Origin of the sequence: Massilia sp. R2A-15 (genome assembly GCF_030704305.1) — a bacterium.
Classification (GTDB): domain Bacteria; phylum Pseudomonadota; class Gammaproteobacteria; order Burkholderiales; family Burkholderiaceae_D; genus JAFCUW01.
Window position 1 is genome coordinate 526,567 of record NZ_CP131935.1, and the last position, 19,522, is coordinate 546,088.

Genomic DNA, 19,522 nt, shown 5'->3' on the forward strand with positions numbered 1-19,522 from the left:
GGTCAACTCCAAAGTGGACGGCGGGGCCGCAGCGCCATGGCTGCGGTGCAGGGATCAGAGTGTTACATTCGGCGCTGGCGCACGACTGCGCTAGATCAAACGTCTCCGGCTTCGCCCGCCGTTGTGGGATCGGCGCAACCTGCCGCCTGGAAATGTGACGGACAAAGCGCTTGCCAAGCGCCGCACAATATTGCTATAGTCGTCTCATCGATCCAGGAATTGCCATGCACAGCGCGAAACTGTTTACCTGCTTTTTTTATTTTGGCCATGTCCAGCCCGAGGCGGCGGAGTAGGCGGCAGGTTCACGCAGCAAGGACCGGATCCAGCAGAACTTCGAAAGACCGCCAGCGATGGCGGTCTTTTTTTTATCCCGGCACACCCGCAACCGATTACGGAGAAACGCATGCAACGCACCGACGACTTACGCATCCGCGAAATGAAGGAACTGACGCCGCCCTCGCACCTGATCCGCGAGTTCGCGTGCAGCGAGGCGGCCGGCGACACGGCGGCGGGCGCGCGGGTGGCCCTGCACCGCATCCTGCATGGCCAGGACGACCGCCTGATGGTGGTCATCGGCCCGTGCTCGATCCACGATCCGCGCGCGGCGATGGAATACGCGCGCCGCCTGGTGACCGAGCGCCGCCGCCTGGCGGCCGATCTGGAAATCGTCATGCGCGTGTATTTCGAGAAGCCGCGCACCACGGTCGGCTGGAAGGGCATGATCAACGACCCGTACATGGACAACAGCTTCCGCATCAACGACGGGCTGCGCATGGCGCGCGAACTGCTGCGCGACATTAACGAGCTAGGCCTGCCGGCCGGCACCGAATTTCTCGACGTGATCAGTCCGCAGTACATCGCCGACCTGATCAGCTGGGGCGCGATCGGCGCGCGCACCACCGAGTCGCAGGTGCACCGCGAGCTGGCGTCCGGGCTGTCGTGTCCGGTCGGCTTCAAGAACGGCACCGATGGCAACATCAAGATCGCGGTGGAGGCGATCAAGGCGGCCTCGCAGCCGCACCATTTCCTGTCGGTGACCAAGGGCGGCCACTCTGCCATCGTGTCGACCAACGGCAACGAGGACTGCCACATCATCCTGCGCGGCGGCAAGACGCCGAACTACGACGCGGCCAGCGTCGAGGAAGCCTGCCGCCAGATGGCCGCGCAGGGCCTGGCCGCGCGCCTGATGATCGACGCCTCGCACGCGAACAGCTCGAAGAAGCCGGAGAACCAGGTGCCGGTGTGCGCCGACATCGCCGCCCAGGTGGCAGGCGGCAACGACCGCATCGTCGGCGTGATGGTCGAGTCGAACCTGGTGGCGGGGCGCCAGGACCTGGTGCCGGGCAAGGAACTGGTGTACGGCCAGTCGGTCACCGACGGCTGCATCGACTGGGAGCACAGCGTGCAGGTGCTCGACACGCTGGCCGCCGCGGTGCGCCAGCGCCGCCTGCGCCAGGAATAGGCGCCGGCGCCGGACGAAAAAAAACCCGCGGCAAGCCGCGGGTTTTTTTATGCGATCAACGCGATCAGAACTTGTGGTTGTATTCCACGGAGAACTTGATTGCACGCGGGTCGGTGTAGCTGGTGACGCGGCCGTAGGTCGGCGACACCACGTTGGTGCCCGAGTTGTAGGTCTCGTCGATTGCCTGCACGGTCTGCTTGTTGAAGACGTTGAACACGTCCGCCTTCAGCGCCAGGCCCTTGACCATCGCCGGTGCGTACACCACGTTCATGTCGAGGCGGGTATCCCAAGGCAGGTTGCCCTTGGAACCGCGGTCGACGCGCACGCCGTTGCACCAGAAGTAGTTCGAGCCGTACGAGGTGTCGGTCGGGTGGTTGCCGATGCAGTTCAGCGGACGGCCGGCTGCGATCAGGGCGTTGCCGCCGACAGTCCACTCAGGCGCCACATTGTAGAAACCGTAGGCCTTGATCTGGTGGGTGCGGTCGTTCGGCAGCTTGCCGTAGGCGCCATCCATCAGCTCGATGCGGTCCCAGGTCGTCGTCGCGCCCGGATTGATCTGGGCGTTCTCGGAACGGGTCTGGCCTTCGGTGTTGCCGACGCTGCGCGACCAGGTGTAGTTCAGCTTGCCGTACCAGCCGTTGCGCAGAGGGTGCTCGGCGAACAGGTCAACCGCGGCGTAGGTGCGCTTCGCTTCCGGGAAGCCCAGCATTTCCTTGGTCAGGTGGACCTTGGTGTAGGTCTTGCCGGCCAGTGCAGGATCGGCGTCGTTGAAGTCCACCAGGAAGTCGTTGTCCACGCCCGGGTTGAACGTGGCGCAGCCGAAGCCGCGCCATTTGGCGGCGCTCACGGTCGGGTTGGCGGCGAGCCACTTGTCGAAGCCGCGCTGGTCGCACATGTCGTCCAGCGTCGACTGCAGCTTGCGGTAGGTTGCCTTGGCGCCGATGTTGAGCGACGGCGACAGCTGCTGCTCGAAGCCCAGCGTCATCTCGTCCTGGAAGTTAGGCTTCAGGCCCACTGCGCTGACGGTCTTCGGATCCTTTTCCTGGTTGTACTCGTTGTTGGCCGAGAACGGCGCGGCGAGTGCTTTCAGGCCGGTCGGCAGGCCGTTGGCGTCCACGCCGGTGTAGCTGAAGGCCTGGCGGGTGAACAGCGAACGGCTGGCGCCGCGCACGCCGATGGCGGTCGGCACTTGCAGGTAGTAGCGGCCTGCGGTACCGAATACCTTCAGCGATGCGTCGCCGTTGACGTCCCAGGCAGCGCCCAGGCGCGGCGAGATCTGGTTCTTCATGTCGAGGTAGGTGACGCCCGAGCCGTTGATGTTCTTGAACTGCTCATCGCGCAGGCCGACCGTAACCAGCACGTCCTTGTTGACCTGCCACTTGTCTTCGATGTACTGGGCCGACTGCTCCGAACGCACCGGGGTGGCGCTGTTGAAGATCTGCTGGCGGACCCAGTAACCCTGGGCGGCCAGCGGACCGGAACCGGCGGTCGCCACGGCGATCGGGGTCGGGCCGGCCAGTGCCAGCGGCGCTGCGACGGTCGGGTTCGACTGCTTCTGGTAGGCCCAGATGCTGCCGCCGGCGGTGATGAAGCCGGCGTTCACGCTGTCGAGCTTGTTCTGGTCGAAGCCGGCGCGCACGGTGTGGCTGCCGATCTTGTATTCCAGGTCCAGGCGGCCGGACTTGACGACGTCCTTGCCGTCCTTCGGCATGATGTTGCCCGACAGCGGCTGGTTGTTGTTGATTTCGAACGGACGGGTCGACGGGCTCGACGTCACCTGGGCGATCGACTTGGACAGGTCGAACACGTCGTAGCCGTCGAAGGTGTTGTCGTGCTTCGAGGTGCTGCGGCCGAACAGGGCGGTCAGGGTCAGGTCGTCGGTCAGGTTGCCGGTGTACTTGAGGATGGCTGCGTTGGCGCCCACGCCCAGGGTGTTGGCTGGGTCGTTATGGTAGTGTTCGCCCGAATTGATGGTCGAACCGTGCGCGCGGGTGGCGTAGTCGTAGCTCGAGTAGTAGGCGTCGCGCTTGTCGTCGTCGCCGATGCCGGTGAATTCCAGGCGGTGGCTGTCGCTGATGTTCCAGTCGATCTTGCCGGTGAAGCGGGTGACCTTGTCGTTGATCTCGCCCCAGCCCCACTTCGACAGCGAGTTGGCGTCGCTGGCGGTGCTGCGCAGCGCGCCGACGCGGCTGGTGTCGGTCGAGGACTGGTCGGCCGCGATGAACATGAACAGCTTGTCCTGGATGATCGGGCCGCCGACGTAGGCGCCGACACGGGTTTCCTGGACCTTGTTGTCTTCGCGGCGCAGGCGCAGCTTGCCGTCGGTCGCGGTGTTGGTCGGTGCGCCGGTGTTGGCGTAGTAGAAGTCCTTGTACTTCGAGCGCAGGTTGCGCGGCGTGATGCTGGCGGTGGCGCCGGCTTCCCAGTTGTTGGTGCCGCTCTTGGTGGTGATGTTGACCACGCCGCCGATCGAACGGCCGAATTCGGCGCCGAAGCCGCCGGTCAGGATCTGTGCCTGGGCAATCGCGCCGAATGGCAGCTCGGACGAACCGAGGCCGGTCAGCGGGTTGGTGACCGGGAAGCCGTTGACGTAGTAGGCGTTCTCGGACGCGCCGCTGCCGCCGAACGAGGCGCCGGCGTAACGGTAGTCGGCGCGCGTGGTGTTCGGCGCCAGCTGGATGATCGAATCGACGCTCGGGGCGATCGGCAGCTTGGCCAGTTCCTTGGCGGTGAAGGTCGCGCCGTTGTTGGTGTTCGACACGTCGATGCGGCGGCGCTGGCCACTCACCTGCACGGTCTGGATGGCGCTGGCGGCGGCGAACGACACGTCGGCGCCCTGGCCGATGGTCACTTCGACTTCATTCGACTGGACCACCTTGTCGCCCTGGACCAGGTCGACCTTGTAGCGGCCCACCGGCAGCGCGGTGGCCTGGTAGCGGCCCGCTTCCGGGGTGACCCGGCGCTGCAGGTTGGTGTCGAGGTTGCGGATCACGATGGCCGTGCCCTGGGCGGCGTCCACGCGGCCGAAGATCGTGCCGGTGGCGTTGGACTGGGCCATCACCGGCGCGACGACGGCCAGCGACAGGGTGGCGGAAGCGAAGGCCAGCGACAATGCCTGGACTAAGACGGTTTTTCTGAACATGAAATCTCCAAGTGGGAAGTCAATGCACGCGCTTGCGCATGCATATTTTCTTTTTTTGCCAAATATGTATGAAACCAACTGCATCTAACGGAAAGACAGAGCAATCTCATCCAAATAGCGGTGAAATGTAAGTTGTACATTTCTGCGCCGCACGTATCTGACCATCCGGCTGGCGAAGTGTCAATACGCAAATTCACTATGCGGATCGCATACAACAGATCGCTCCGGCGTCACATTCCCGCGGCGGAAGAAATTGGCGCAATGCAGCAATGCGGCTCTGCGCGCGCCGCGCCGTCAACGATGCCCGCTGCGGCGCGCGAGGGGTGGTTGCGACCGGTTTTTTGGTGCGACGCGGCAAAAATTGCGCCGGCAGCAGCCAGGGCGCGTCTTCCCGCGCAGGCGGCGGCGCCGGTGGGGAATTCATCGGTCCGCCCGAACCTTGCGACAACATTAAACATGGGCTCGCAGGAGGGCGAATACGTTGTTTTTTTGCACTCGGGTCAATCCGTATTTGACAGTCTTTACAGCAAATGTTTCCATGCCGCACCGGCTGTGCATATATGGTTAAAAATATATTGCTTAGCGGAAATATCGATCGACGACCGGGACCCCGTGCGAAGAAGATGTTTTACGAAAACAAAGAGGAGATAGTGGAATGATGAAAGAGAAATTGCTCGCGCGCTCGGTGCGCGCGATCTGCGCCGGCGGTATCGCAGCCGGCATGGGCTTTGCCGCACCTGCGTTCGCCCAGGATGCACCGATCCAGCGCGTGGAGATCACCGGTTCTTCGATCAAGCGTCTGGCTACCGAGACGGTGTTGCCAATCACCATCATGAACCGCGCTGACATCGAGCGCACTGGCGCCACCTCCGCGCAAGACCTGGTGAACCTGATTCCTGGCAACTTCGGCGGCTCCGTCGCTGCCGGCAACGTCGGCGCGACCGGCGTGCCATCGACCGCCAACCTGCGTGCGCTCGGCTCGAAATACACGCTGGTGCTGCTGAACGGCCGCCGCGTCGCCAACTACGCCGTCGGCAACAGCCCGGTCGACCTGAACTCGATCCCGCTGTCGGCGATCGAGCGCATCGAAGTGCTGCGTGACGGCGCCTCGGCAATCTACGGCGCCGACGCCGTCGCCGGCGTCATCAACTTCATCCTGCGCAAGGACTACAAGGGCCTGGAAGTGTCGGCCTACGACACCCATGTCCAGCAGCGTGGCGGCAACGTCAAGAGCTTTAACCTGACCGGCGGTTTCGGCGACCTCAACACCGACCGTTACAACGTGCTGATCAGCGCAAACCACGAGCAGGACGAAGCCCTGCACGCCCGTGACCGCTCGTTCGCCAATACCGCCAATCGTCCTGACCTGGGCGTCAACAAGGCCTCGCCGCGCGACGGCGTGCCCAACCTGAACTTCACCGACACCAAGGGCAACAAGTACACCGGCGTCAATCCGTTCCGCTACAAGAACTGCGACAACGCCGAGTTCGCACTGGTCACCATCAGCGCCAAGGGTTGCGGCACCGACTACGTCAAGTTCATCGACCTGATCCCGGAAGCGAAGCACGACAACATCGTCAGCCGCGCCGTGTTCCAGCTCAACCAGGACAACCAGCTGTACGCTGAAGCGGCCTATACCCGCGACCACGGCCTGGCAGCGTACTCGCCTGCACCGTACACAAAGTCGATGGTCTACCCGACCACCGGCCGCTTCTACCCGACCTCGATCACGCTGCCGAAAGGCTTGCCGATTCCGGCGGGCTATGTGTACCCGAACGGCACCGTCGCACCGACTGCCACGACGCTGGCCGCCGACACGCCTGTGACCCCGACCGGCACGCTGAGCGGCACCTGGCGTACCGTCGCCGGCGGTCCGCGTACCGACATCACCGACACGAAGAACAAGCGTTTCGTCGTCGGCGCCAAAGGCACCATCGCCGATTGGGACTACGATACGGCTCTGACCTACGGCAAGAACGAAGTTGAAATCAGCTTCGGCCCAGGCAAGTTCAGCTACGCCAAGCTGACCCCGCTGGTCACGTCGGGCGAAATCAACGTGTTCGGCTCGCAGGATTCGACCTCGCTGGCCAAGCTGCTCGGCGCCCAGATCACCGGCTTCGAAAATGGCGGTACGTCGATTTCGAAAGAAGCTGACTTCAAGATTTCCCGTGGCGACCTGTTTGCCATGCCTTACGGCTCGGTCGGTTTCGCGATGGGCGCAAGCTACCGCAAGGAAGAACTGAACCAGGTGTCGTCCCCGACCCTGGCGAGCGGCGACGAAGTCGGCGGCGCCGGCGAAGTGCCGGGCGTGGTCGGCGACCGCAAGGTGCTGGGCGTGTTTGCCGAAGCAGTCATTCCTCTCTACAAGGATCTGGAAGCGACCGCGGCTGCCCGTTACGACAACTACAAGAACGGCTTCGGCACCTCGTTCAGCAACCTCAGCCCGAAACTGGGCCTGACCTATCGTCCATCGACGGCGGTCATGCTGCGCGCTTCGGCAGCACGCGGTTTCCGCGCGCCTACGCTGTACGACAACCTGGCGCCGAAGGCGTTGAACAACACCTCGTCGAACTTCAGCGATCCGGTGCGTTGCCCGAATGGCGTGCCAGTCGCCAGCAAGAACCCGGTGGGTGCTTTGCAGGACGAGTGCGACGTCCAGCTGAACACGCAGAACAGCGGCAATCCGAATCTGCAGCCTGAGAAGTCGAAGCAGTTCTCGCTGGGCATCGTATTCCAGCCGTCGGCCTCTTTCAGTGGCTCGGTTGACTACTGGAACGTGCGCATCGACAAGGCCATCACGGCGATGTCGGAGAACACCGTGTTCGGCGACCCGGTTGCCAACGTCAACCAGTTCTACCGTTATGATCCAGTGGCCGATCCGGACGCGCTGCACCCGATCAAGGGCAGCACCAATCCTGACTTCCCGCTGGCCTTCGTGGCGCTGCCAAAGGTCAACACCGGCAAGTTCTACGCAGCCGGCTGGGACTTCAACCTGAACTTCCGCCAGAAGACGGCCGGTTTCGGTACGTTTGGCGCCACCCTCGATTCGACCCTGTATGCACGTCACGGCTACCAGTATGAAGGTTCGCCGGAAGTGAGCGACCTGGGCGACTACAAGGACTTCGGTCCGGTGCCGCGCTATCGCCAGTCGCTGACGTTCACGTATGCCAACGGTCCATGGAATGCGTCGCTGACGCACAACTACACCGACGGCTACCTGGACTTCACCGATCCGCTGGCAGTGGGTCCGGACTATCCGCTGGTGCGCAACGTCGCTGCCTACAAGACGATCGATGCAACGATCGGCTGGAAAGCGCCGTTCACCACGTCGTACATGAAGAACCTGTCGATCGTCCTGGGCGTGAAGAACCTGCTCAACCAGGATCCTCCGTCGTCGCGTACCGGTGCTAACTTCCAGGTTGGCTACGACGCGCAGTTCACCAACCCGGTGGGCCGCATGTACTACTTCCGCGTCAACTACAAGTTCCTTTAATTGACCGCGGCAACAACCTGACCGCCCTCGGGCAGTTGTAAAAAATGAAAAACCGGCCGATGCGAATCGGCCGGTTTTTTTTCGCCGGTACCGGTCGCAAGCGAGCGCCGGCCGGCGAGTTTTCTCGCCATTGGGCAAGGAAATGCGCTATCGTTACGGCTTTTTTCGCCCCGCCGGGCGGCTCGCCGCGAAAGCCGGCGACAACGGAGTTCAAAACATGCTTGCCTATATCCTGCGCCGCCTCTGGCAGATGCTGCCGACCATGGCCGGCGTGGTCGTGCTGGTGTTCTTCCTGTTTAACTGGGTGGGCGGCGACCCGGCCTACCTGCTGGCGGGCAAAATGTCGAGCGCCGAGCAGATCGCCAACATCCGCAAGCAGCTGGGCGTCGACCAGCCGTACTATGTCCAGCTCGGCATCTTCGTCAAGCAGATCCTTACCTTCGATTTCGGCAACGCCTGGAGCACCGGCGAAGCGGTGTCGCACATCATTACCACCCGGCTTGGCCCCTCGCTGACGGTGCTGGTGCCGCTGACCATCCTTGAAACCGTGTTCGGCATCGCGCTGGCGCTGGCGGTCGCCTTCGTGCGCGGCTCGCTGACCGACCGCGCCGTGATGATCGCCTGCACGGTCGGCATGTCGATCTCGATCCTGGTCTACATCATCGTGTTCCAGTACGGCTTCGCCTACAAGCTCGGGCTGTTCCCGGTGCAGGGCTGGGGCGAGCACTTCACCGAAAACCTGCTGCGCTACGCCACCTTGCCGATCCTGATCGGCCTGGCCGTGTCGATCGCGCCGACCTTGCGCCTGTACCGCAGCTTCGTGCTCGACGAAGTGGGCCAGGACTACGTGCGCACCGCCCGCGCCAAGGGGCTGGGCGAGCGCCGCATCATGTGGGTGCACGTGCTGCGCAACGCGGCGATCCCGATCATCACCCACGTGATGGCCAACCTGCCGGCGCTCTTGATCGGCGCTTTCCTGCTCGAGCGCTTCTTCGGCATTCCCGGCATCGGGCGCGAAGTGATCCTCGCCGTCGAGCGCAGCGACTTCCCGGTGATCAAGGCGATCACCGTCTACGTGGCCGCCGCCACCATGATCTTCAACCTGCTGGCCGACCTGATGTACCAGGCCGTCGACCCGCGCGTTCAACTCTCCTGATCCGATGACTGCAATGACCGACCTGCCAACCTCGCCCGGCCTGTGGACCCTGGCCTGGCGCCGCCTGCGCGCCGACAAAGTCGCGATGGTGTCGCTGGCCATCGTCGCCGCCTTCCTCGCGCTGCTGGTGCTGTCGGCGTCCGGCCTGGTGGCCGCCGACTGGGAAAAGGAAGTCGGCGTCAACTACGCGCCGCCGGCCTTCGCGGGCGCCGCCGGCATGAGCCGCGCCGCCGCCGTCGCCGAAGCGCCGCTGGCCGACAACGCCTTCGACCCGCTGCTCGATGACATCCGCGCCATCAAGGCCGACAAGCGCTACCGCGCCGCCAGCGTCGATGCGGTGCGTCGTCCGACCTTGCCGTTCGGCGCCGACAAGTGGGGCCACGACATCGTCAAGAAAACCATCAAGGGCGGCGAAACGTCGATCGTGGTCGGCCTGGTCGCCGCCACGCTGGCGGTGGCGCTGGGCACCCTGTTCGGCGCGGTGTCCGGCTTTTACGGCGGGGTGGTGGACGACGTGTTCAACTGGTTCTACAGCATCTTCACCTCAATCCCCTCGATCCTGATGATCCTGACGGTGGCCGCGGTGCTGCAGCAGAAGGGCATCACCACCATCGTGCTGATCCTCGGCCTGACCGGTTGGACCGGGCCGTACCGCCTGATCCGCGCCGAGTACATGAAGCACAAGGCGCGCGAATACGTGATGGCGGCCGACGCCATCGGCGCCTCCACCTGGCGCAAGATGTTCTCGCACATCTTCCCGAACGTGAGCCACGTCGCGCTGGTGCAGCTGTCGATCCTGGTGGTCGGCTTCATCAAGGCCGAAGTGATCCTTTCTTTTCTGGGCTTCGGCGTGCCGGTCGGCACCGTGTCGTGGGGCAGCATGCTCAATGAAGCGCAGAACGAACTAATCCTCGGCAAGTGGTGGCAGCTGACCGCCGCGGCGATGGCGATGGCGCTGCTGGTGACGGCGTTCTCGCTGTTTACCGACGCGCTGCGCGACGCGCTCGACCCGAAACTGAAATAAGGCGGCCATGACGAACGACTCCAGCATGCTGCTGCAAGTGCGCGACCTGCGCGTGACCTTCCGGCTCGACAAGAAGACCAGCTTCGAAGCGGTCAAGGGCATCTCCTTCGACGTGCCGCGCAATGCGACGGTGGCGCTGGTGGGCGAATCGGGCAGCGGCAAGTCGGTCAGCTCGCTGGCCGTCATGGGCCTGCTCGCGCCCGACACCAGCCGCATCGACCCGGCCAGCCGCATCCTGTTCGACGGCCGCGAGCTGCTGGCGCTGCCGCTGGCCGAACGCCGCAGGATTGCTGGCCGCGACATCGCGATGATCTTCCAGGAGCCGATGTCCTCGCTGAACCCGGTGTTCACGGTGGGCTTCCAGATCGGCGAGGTGCTTCGCCTTCACATGGGCATGAACAAGAAGCAGGCCCGCGTCCGCACCCTGGAGCTGCTGGAAGAAGTCGGCATCCCCGACCCGGCGCGCAAGATCGACGCCTACCCCAGCCAGATGTCGGGCGGCCAGCAGCAGCGCGTGATGATCGCGATGGCGATCGCCTGCGAGCCCAAGCTCCTGATCGCCGACGAGCCGACCACCGCGCTCGATGTGACGATCCAGAAGCAGATCATGGCGCTGATCGCCGACCTGCAGAAGAAGCGCCAGATGTCGGTGCTGTTCATCACCCACGACCTCGGGCTGGTGGGCGAGATCGCCGACCGCGTCATCGTGATGCGCCACGGCGAAGTGCGCGAGGAGGGCGAGGTGCGGCAGATTTTCGAGCGGCCGGCCGACTTGTACACGCGCGCCTTGCTCAACTGCCGGCCGAGCCTCGATACGCGGCCGATGCGCCTGCCGGTGATCGACGACTATATCAAGGGCGGCGGCGTGCTGGCGCCGCAGCCGGAACGCGCGCGAGGAACGGCGCCTGGCGACGAGCCGGTGCTGGTGGTCGACAAGCTGTCGAAGAGCTTCTTCTTCCGCGAAGGGCTGTTCGGCAAGCGCGAGTTCAAGGCCGTCAAGGACGTCTCGTTCACGCTCGCGCGCGGCAAGACGCTGGGCGTGGTGGGCGAGTCCGGCTCGGGCAAGACCACAGTGGGCCTGACCCTGCTGCGGCTGCACCAGGCCACGTCCGGCACGGCGCTGTTCGAAGGGCGCGACCTGATCGCGATGCCGGCGCGCGAGTACATGCCGTACAAGCGGCGCATCCAGATCATCTTCCAGAACCCGTACGCCTCGCTCAACCCGCGCTTCACGGTCGGCCAAATCCTGCTCGAGCCGATGCGCATCCACCGGATCGGCGCCAACGATGGCGAGCGCATTGCGATGGCGATGGCGCTGCTCGACAAGGTAGGGTTGCCGGCGCAGGCCTTCCACCGCTATCCGCACGAATTTTCGGGCGGGCAGCGCCAGCGCATCGCGATCGCGCGCTGCCTGACGATGAAGCCGGAGATATTGGTGTGCGACGAATCGGTGTCGGCGCTCGACGTATCGGTGCAGGCGCAGGTGCTCAATCTGCTGCAGGACCTGCAGGACGAATTCGGCCTTTCCTACATCTTTATCTCGCACGACCTGTCGGTGGTCAAGTACATCGCCGACCAGGTGATGGTGATGCACCAGGGCAGCGTGGTCGAGTTGGCGGACTCCGACGAGCTGTACCGCAATCCGCAGCATCCCTATACCAGGACGCTGCTGAGCGCGATCCCCAAAGGCGTGTAACGCAGTGAGGGGTCTGGTCCTGCGGACCTGACCCCATTTTGATGTCGCAGCTGAGCCGAAGATGGGGTCAGGTCCGCAGGACCAGACCCCGACATGCGAAATCCGCTACCATGGCCGGATGTCCCAATTAATCCAGCTGATTGAAACCTACGGCGTGCTGATCGTGTTCGGCATCGTGCTGCTCGAGCAGATCGGCTTGCCGATCCCCGCCATGCCGATCCTGATCGTGGCCGGCGCGCTGGCCGCCTCCGGCGACATCAGCTGGCCCGCGGTGCTCGCCGCCAGTCTGGCCGCCTGCCTGCTCAGCGACTATTTCTGGTTCAAGGCCGGCCGCTTCTACGGCAAGCGCGTGCTGCGCCTGCTGTGCAAGATTTCGCTGTCGCCCGACTACTGCGTCAGCCAGACCGAGGACAAGTTCCGCCGCTACGGCGCCAAGTCGCTGGTCGTAGCCAAGTTCATCCCCGGCTTCAACACGATCGCGCCGCCGCTGGCCGGCGCCATGGGCACGACCACGCCGCGCTTCCTCGGCCTGTCGGTCATCGGCGGCCTGCTGTGGAGCGGGGTGGGCATCGGCGCCGGCGCCTGGTTCCACGACAGCATCGACAACGTGCTCGACACGCTCGACACCATGGGCGGCGCCGCGCTGGTCGGCCTGCTTGGCCTGCTGGCGCTGTTCGTACTGTATAAATATGTGGAGCGGCGCCGCTTTCTGCGCGGCCTGGCGGTGGATCGTATCCAGCCCGGCGAGCTGGCCGCGCTGATCGACAGCGGCCAGGCGCCGCTGATCGTCGACGCGCGCAGCCTGACGGCGCAGGAGCTGGAGCAGGCGATCCCGGGCGCGCTCAGTTTCGCGGACTGCGAGCCCGGCCAGTTGATGGCCTCGCTCGACAAGGACCGCCACATCGTCGTCTATTGCAGCTGCCCCAACGACGTCACCGCGGCGCAAGTTGCGCGCCAATTCCTCGCCAACGGCTTCCATCGCGCCCGCGCGCTGCATGGCGGGCTCGACGCCTGGAACGCGCGCAAGCAGGATGCCCAGCACGTAGCTTGACTACGGAGTATTCGAAACTTGCCTGCGCCACGGCAATTTGGCGACGTTGCGCGAGGATGTACCTAAACTACAAAGAGGGCTTGCGTCGCACGCGAGAAGTCCTTACGATAGGACGGTTCATCTTTCTTTTTTTGCCATGACCGATCCGCTTTCATCCGTGCCATCCCCGACTCTTGCGCCAGCCTTCGCCGACGGCCCGCGCCTGCTGGCCGATGTCGGCGGCACCAATGCGCGCTTTGCGATTGAGACCGCCCCGGGCCGGATCGAACTGATCGAGGTGCTGGCCTGCGCCAGTTACCCGAGCCTGGCCGACGCCTTGCGCGCCTATCGCTCCTCGCCGGCGCTGGCGGCTGCCGGCGTGACGCAGATCCGCCACGCGGCGATCGCGATCGCCAACCCGGTCGTGGCCGACTACGTGAAGATGACCAATCACCACTGGGAGTTTTCGATTTCCGCGCTGCAGCAGGAGTGCGGCTTCGACACGCTGCTGGTGGTCAACGATTTCAGCGCGCTGGCCTACGCGCTGCCGCACCTGCGCGACGACCAGAAGCTGCAGGTCGGCGGCGGCGCCGCCCAGCCGGGCACGCCGCTGGGCCTGGTCGGCGCCGGCACCGGGCTGGGCGTGTCCGGCCTGATCCCGTGCGGCGACAGCTGGACGGCATTGAAAAGCGAAGGCGGCCACGTGACGTTTTCGCCGGCCGACGCCACCGAGATCGCCATCCTCCAGTTCGCCTGGAAAGAGTTCGAGCACGTCTCCGCCGAGCGCTTCCTGTCGGGAGTGGGCATCGAGCTGCTGTACCGCGCGCTGGCCGACCATGCCGGGCAGCCGGCCGAGCCGCTCGTCGCCGCCGACATCGTGGGCCGCGCCCTGGCCGGCGAGTGCGCGCTGTGCGACCGGGTGGTCGATACCTTCTGCGCCATGCTGGGCACGGTAGCCGGCAACCTGGCCATCACCCTGGGCGCGCAGGGCGGCGTGTACATCGGCGGCGGCATCGTGCCGCGGCTGGGCGCGCGCTTTGCCGCATCGCCGTTTCGCGCGCGCTTCGAGCACAAGGGCCGTTTCGTCGGCTACCTGGCGCAGGTGCCGACCTGGGTCATCACCGCCGACTACCCGGCCTTCGTCGGCGTTTCGGCGATCCTCGCGGAGCGGCTAGCCGCGGGCGCGACCGCCCGCTGAGGGCGCGCGGGATGCCATGTGCCGTTTTATCAGGTACAATGGCGGCAGTGTTGAAGAGACGATCTCGATCGTTCCCGCAGAGCGCGCCCGGAGCCCAGTCTCCTGACCGCGTCCCGGAATGAAGCGTTTCGCTTGAAAATCAACGGCGCACAAGCCCGCCAGGTGTACGGGCCGCCGTGTGGCAGAGTACGGATCTCGCCACCAGTACCATCCTGTCCGCCGCTCCCCGGCCCGGACAACGGATTCCAGTTTCGACGACAGTTCCAAGGCAGCCGGCCTCACGCGATGACGGTCGCCGCGTTTCGTTGATTGGTTTTTGTTTGATATTTTCTTTGCATTGCATGTGCAAGATCCGCTGACGACATCGCTATGAATACTGATGAGGCTAAAAAAGTCCTCGAAACCGCCTTGCTGTGTGCGCGCGAGCCGATGTCGATCCATTCGATGAAAAAGCTGTTCGTCGAACTCGACGACAAGGGCCGCGAACTGGGCGCCGGACTCGGCTCCGACGCCATCCGGCTGATGCTCGAAGAATTGAAATACGACTGGCGCGACCGCGGCATCGAGGTGGTCAGCCTGGCATCCGGCTGGCGCTTCCAGAGCCGGCCCGAAATGAAGCAGTACCTCGACCGAATCAGCCCGGAGAAGCCGCCGAAGTATTCGCGCGCCACGCTGGAGACGCTGGCGATCATCGCCTACCGCCAGCCGGTCACGCGCGGCGACATCGAGGAAATCCGCGGCGTCGCGGTCAACTCGCAAACGATCAAGATGCTGGAAGACCGCGGCTGGATCGACGTGATCGGCCACCGCGAAGTAATCGGCCGCCCGGCGCTGCTGGGCACCACGAAAGCCTTCCTCGACGACCTCGGGCTGGCCTCGCTGTCGCAGCTGCCGCCCTTGCAGGACCTGGCGGACACGCGGGGCAGCGACGCCGGGATGGAAGCGCTGGAAGCGGCATTGCAGGAAAATTTTGACAAGGCGGCGGCCCCGGTGGCCGCCGACGATGGCGCGGGCGACATGGATGTCGCGGCAGGCGCCGGCACTTCACCCGTTGAAGTCCCCATTCACGACCCCGCGCCGGGTCGGCACAACCAAGAAACGAACGATGAATTCAACTAAACCTACCGAGACGAACGCCGCCGATATGGCCGGCAAGGACGAAGCAGTGCCGGCCAAGGCCAAGCGCCGCACCCGCGCGCAGATCGACGCCGACGAAGCGGCCGGCATCAGCAAGCCGCGCGCGAAGAAGGCTGTTGCGCCGAAAGCGGAAGCCGCGCCGGCAGTGGAGGCTGCGCCTGTCGCGCCTGCGCCGGCCGCCGCCGCGCCGGCGGAAGCGGCGCCGCGCCAGGAGCGTGGCCAGCGTCCGCCGCGCGGTCCGCGCCAGATGCGCGAGCAGCGCCAGGTGCGTGAAGCGAGCGCGCCGCAGCCGGCCGAAGGCGCCGAAGCAGTCGCCATCGCCGCGGAAGGCGCCGAAGCACCGCGCCGCGAGCGCGGTCCGCGTCCCGAGCGCCAGGCCGACGGCAAGCCGCGCCAGAAGAAGAACAAGAAGGGCAATCCCGGCCTGCAGCACCACAAGAAGCGTGGCGGCGCCACCGATGCCGACGAGGCCTTCTCGTACGTCACCTCCGACGCCTACGACGCCAACGACGGCGGCCGTTCGCAGCCGCAGAAGCCGGCGCGCCGCGACCTGACCTCCGACGACGACGCGCCGAAGCTGCACAAGGTGCTGGCCGAAGCTGGCCTCGGTTCTCGCCGCGACATGGAAGACCTGATCGTCGCCGGCCGCGTGTCGGTCAACGGCGAGCCGGCCCACATCGGCCAGCGCATCCTGCCGTCCGACGCCGTGCGCATCAACGGCAAGCTGATTCAGCGTAAGGTCAGCACCAAGCCGCCGCGCGTGCTCGTGTACCACAAGCCGGCCGGCGAGATCGTCAGCCAGGACGATCCGGAAGGCCGTCCGACCGTGTTCGACCGCCTGCCGACCATGAAGGCCGGTAAATGGCTGGCCGTCGGCCGCCTCGACTTCAACACCGAAGGCCTGCTGCTGTTTACCACCTCGGGCGACCTGGCCAACCGGCTGATGCACCCGCGTTACAACATCGACCGCGAATACGCCGTGCGCACGCTGGGCGAGCTGGAAGAAGGCATGCGCCAGAAGCTGCTGGCCGGCGTCGAGCTGGACGACGGCATGGCGAACTTCACCAAGATCGCCGACGGCGGCGGCGAAGGCATCAACAAGTGGTACCGCGTGGTGATCGGCGAAGGCCGCAACCGCGAAGTGCGCCGCATGTTCGAGGCGGTCGGCCTGACCGTGTCGCGCCTGATCCGCACCCGTTACGGCGCGATGACCCTGCCGTCCGGCCTGAAGCGCGGCCGCTGGGAAGAGCTGGAAGAAAACGACGTGCGCGCGCTGCTGGCCGCGTTCGGCGTCGAGAAGAAAGGCGAAAAAGTCGCCGTCGAGCGTGGCCCGAAAGGCCGCGGCCCGCAGCAGCAGCGTGGCGGCGAGCGCGGTGAGCCGGACGGCAACCGCATCGACCGCGACACGAACCGCAACGTCGATCCTTTCGCCGGCATGGGCGGGCGCGGCGGCCGGGGCGGACGTCCTCAGGGTCGCGGCACGCCGCTGGTCGGCGCCGGCTACGGCGGCATGGCGGGCGGGCATCCGACCGCCGGCGGCCGTCCGCAGGAGCCGGGGCAGGGGCAAGGTCCGCGGCAGGGCAAGCCGGCCGGCCAGGGCGGCCGTCCGCAAGGGCAGGGTCGTCCGGGCGGGCAGAGCGGCCGGCCGGGCGGCGGTGGCGCCGGCGGCAAGCCGCGCCAGCCCGATCCGTTGCAGACCACCTTCGGCTTCGCCAATGCCGGCGGGTCGCGCCGTCCGCAGGGGCCGCAAGGCCCGCGCGGCAACGACCACGGTCTGCCGCGCCGCGGCCGCCGCGGTTAAGGAAAGACCGTCGCTCCCGCGGAGGCGGGAGCCCATGCTGAAGCGGCGTGGTGATGCAATATGAATGAATCGTATTCAGCATGGGTTCCTGCCTCCGCAGGAACGGCATGCAGGTGTTGTTTGAATGTCCATTTGCCTTTTGTGCGATTGCGGTGTATGTCGAAAGGCGCTATAATCCGTAGCCTAATAAAAGTTTCTTTGCTGCGTGTTCTGCGTGCAAGTGCTTTCATCTGGTAGGGATTTTGGAAGATGGGCAGATGCCCATTTTTTTTTTGGTAAATCGTTTTTAGGGTTGGAGAAGTTCGATTGCAGCAGTTTGATTTGATCGCCAAAACGGTAACTGGCCTGGGCTACGACCTCGTCGATGTGGAGCGGGGCGAGCGCGGGATTTTGCGCGTGTACATCGACTTCACTGCAGCCGACGCCGCCGAAAAAGGCCCGATCACGGTCGAAGATTGCGCCACCGTCAGCCACCAGCTGTCGCACGTGCTGACAGTCGAGAACGTGAACTACGAGCGCCTCGAGATTTCGTCGCCGGGGCTGGACCGCCCGGTGCGCACGATGGCCGACTTCGAGCGTTTTGCCGGTTGCGAATGCACCGTCAAGCTGCGCGCCGCATTCCCGGGCAGCGCGAACCGCAAGACCTACACCGGCGTGCTGCAGGCGCCGCAGGGTGACAAGATCGGTTTGGAATTTGAAAGTAAGGATGGACCGGCGCAGCTGGAGTTTACGCTCGCCGATCTGGATAAGGCACGTTTGGTGCCGCAGGTGGATTTTAAGAAGGGCAAAGCATGAGTCGCGAAGTGTTGTTACTGGTAGATGCGCTGGCGCGCGAAAAAAACGTCGATAAGGATGTCGTCTTCGGGGCGCTCGAATTCGCCCTGGCGCAGGCCACCAAGAAGCGCTATGAGGGCGAGGTCGACATTCGCGTTTCCATCGACCGCGAATCGGGCGAGTTCGAGTCCTTCCGCCGCTGGCACGTGGTGCCTGACGACGCCGGCCTGCAGCTGCCCGACCAGGAAATCCTGCACTTCGAGGCGGTGGAGCAGATCCCCGATATCGAAGTCGACGAATACATCGAAGAGCCGATCGAGTCGGTCGAATTCGGCCGCCGCTTCGCCCAGGACACCAAGCAAGTGGTCCTGCAGCGCGTGCGTGACGCCGAGCGCGAGCAGATCCTGGTCGACTTCCTCGAGCGCGGCGACTCGCTCGTCACCGGCACCATCAAGCGCATGGAACGCGGCGACGCGATCGTCGAATCGGGCAAGATCGAAGCGCGCCTCCCGCGCGACCAGATGATCCCGAAAGAGAACCTGCGTATCGGCGACCGTGTGCGTGCCTACATCCTGCGCATCGACCGCAACATGCGCGGCCCGCAGGTGATCCTGTCGCGCACCGCGCCGGAATTCATCATGAAGCTGTTCGAACTCGAAGTGCCTGAGATCGAGCAGGGCCTGCTGGAGATCAAATCGGCTGCCCGCGACGCCGGCGTGCGCGCCAAGATCGCCGTGTACACGGCCGACAAGCGCATCGACCCGATCGGCACCTGCGTCGGCATGCGCGGTTCGCGCGTCCAGGCCGTCACCGGCGAGCTGGGTGGCGAACGCGTCGACATCGTGCTGTGGTCGGACGATCCGGCGCAGTTCGTGATCGGCGCGCTGGCCCCGGCCAACGTGTCGTCGATCATGGTCGACGAAGAGAAGCATGCGATGGACGTCGTCGTCGACGAAGAAAACCTGGCGATCGCGATCGGCCGCTCGGGACAGAACGTGCGCCTGGCCGCCGAACTGACCGGCTGGAAGATCAACATCATGACGGCCGAAGAATCCGAGAACAAGTCGGCGGCCGAAACCGCCGCGGTGCGCGCGCTGTTCATGGAGAAGCTGGACGTCGATCAGGAAGTGGCCGACATCCTGGTGGAAGAGGGCTTCGCCTCGCTGGAAGAAATCGCCTACGTGCCGATCTCGGAAATGCTCGACATCGAATCGTTCGACGAAGACACCGTCAACGAACTGCGTACCCGCGCCCGCGATGCGCTGGTGACCGAGGCGATCGCGTCCGAAGAAGGCCTGGAAGGCATGGAAGAGGCGCTGGTCAACCTGGAAGGGATGGACCGCACCACCGCCGGCAAGCTGGGGCTGGCAGGGATCAAGACCGTGGAAGCGTTCACCGCGCTGGCCTACGACGAATTCGGCGCCATCCTGGCCCTGCCGTCGGAGCGCGCCCGCGAACTGATCAAGAATGAATTTAATGATGTGACCGACGACGAGATGAAGCTGGTCGACGCAAAGTACGATGACCGTGCCAAGGCGCTGCAGGCGAAAGCCTGGAGCCTGGCAGAAGTGGCCAAGGCGTAATTTGCATATCTTTATCATCTCAGCGA

General features: G+C 64.8%; 12 protein-coding genes. 11 read left to right on the forward strand and 1 reads right to left on the reverse strand.

From position 1 onward, the window contains the following. Positions 1-403 precede the first annotated feature (403 nt). On the forward strand, positions 404-1,462 hold the full coding sequence (gene aroG, locus Q4S45_RS02380; protein ID WP_305508791.1) for a 3-deoxy-7-phosphoheptulonate synthase AroG: 1,059 nt from the start codon (positions 404-406) through the stop codon (positions 1,460-1,462). 64 nt (positions 1,463-1,526) lie between these two features. Here the strand turns inward: aroG and Q4S45_RS02385 are convergent, their stop codons facing one another. Continuing rightward, the gene (locus Q4S45_RS02385; RefSeq protein ID WP_305508793.1) at positions 1,527-4,604 is read right to left on the reverse strand and encodes a TonB-dependent receptor; all 3,078 of its coding nucleotides are present in this window, start codon (positions 4,602-4,604) and stop codon (positions 1,527-1,529) included. Between the two features lie 655 nt (positions 4,605-5,259). Between Q4S45_RS02385 and Q4S45_RS02390 the strand changes: the two genes are divergently transcribed. The 10 genes from Q4S45_RS02390 to nusA all read left to right on the forward strand — a co-directional run bounded on the left by Q4S45_RS02390 (position 5,260) and on the right by nusA (position 19,496). Next, positions 5,260-8,097 carry a TonB-dependent siderophore receptor gene (locus tag Q4S45_RS02390; protein WP_305508795.1) on the forward strand — a complete coding sequence of 946 codons (2,838 nt, stop codon included), beginning with the start codon at positions 5,260-5,262 and terminating at the stop codon, positions 8,095-8,097. Positions 8,098-8,314: 217 nt separating this feature from the next. Next, positions 8,315-9,253, forward strand: coding sequence for an ABC transporter permease (locus Q4S45_RS02395; RefSeq protein WP_305508797.1), 939 nt, complete (start codon positions 8,315-8,317; stop codon positions 9,251-9,253). A gap of 4 nt (positions 9,254-9,257) precedes the next feature. Next, positions 9,258-10,277, forward strand: a complete 1,020-nt coding sequence (locus Q4S45_RS02400; RefSeq protein ID WP_374046073.1) for an ABC transporter permease — start codon at positions 9,258-9,260, stop codon at positions 10,275-10,277. 7 nt (positions 10,278-10,284) lie between these two features. Next, positions 10,285-11,973 (forward strand): ABC transporter ATP-binding protein, encoded by a 1,689-nt coding sequence (locus Q4S45_RS02405; RefSeq protein WP_305508801.1) that lies wholly within the window; start codon positions 10,285-10,287, stop codon positions 11,971-11,973. A gap of 118 nt (positions 11,974-12,091) precedes the next feature. Further along, positions 12,092-13,024 (forward strand): VTT domain-containing protein, encoded by a 933-nt coding sequence (locus Q4S45_RS02410; protein ID WP_305508802.1) that lies wholly within the window; start codon positions 12,092-12,094, stop codon positions 13,022-13,024. A 136-nt stretch (positions 13,025-13,160) separates the two neighbouring features. Continuing rightward, complete coding sequence (locus Q4S45_RS02415; RefSeq protein WP_305508804.1) at positions 13,161-14,201, forward strand: glucokinase; 1,041 nt, start codon at positions 13,161-13,163, stop codon at positions 14,199-14,201. A gap of 369 nt (positions 14,202-14,570) precedes the next feature. Beyond that, the gene (gene scpB / locus Q4S45_RS02420) at positions 14,571-15,320 is read left to right on the forward strand and encodes an SMC-Scp complex subunit ScpB (RefSeq protein ID WP_305508806.1); all 750 of its coding nucleotides are present in this window, start codon (positions 14,571-14,573) and stop codon (positions 15,318-15,320) included. Then, the gene (gene rluB, locus Q4S45_RS02425) at positions 15,307-17,139 is read left to right on the forward strand and encodes a 23S rRNA pseudouridine(2605) synthase RluB (RefSeq protein ID WP_305508808.1); all 1,833 of its coding nucleotides are present in this window, start codon (positions 15,307-15,309) and stop codon (positions 17,137-17,139) included. Before scpB ends, rluB begins: the two co-directional genes overlap by 14 nt. Positions 17,140-17,445: 306 nt before the next feature. Next, positions 17,446-17,934 (forward strand): ribosome maturation factor RimP, encoded by a 489-nt coding sequence (gene rimP, locus Q4S45_RS02430; RefSeq protein WP_305508810.1) that lies wholly within the window; start codon positions 17,446-17,448, stop codon positions 17,932-17,934. Continuing rightward, a complete protein-coding gene (gene nusA / locus Q4S45_RS02435) occupies positions 17,931-19,496 on the forward strand; it encodes a transcription termination factor NusA (protein WP_305508811.1) in 1,566 nt (521 codons plus the stop codon). The genes rimP and nusA overlap by 4 nt, the downstream gene beginning before the upstream one ends. Positions 19,497-19,522 lie beyond the last annotated feature (26 nt).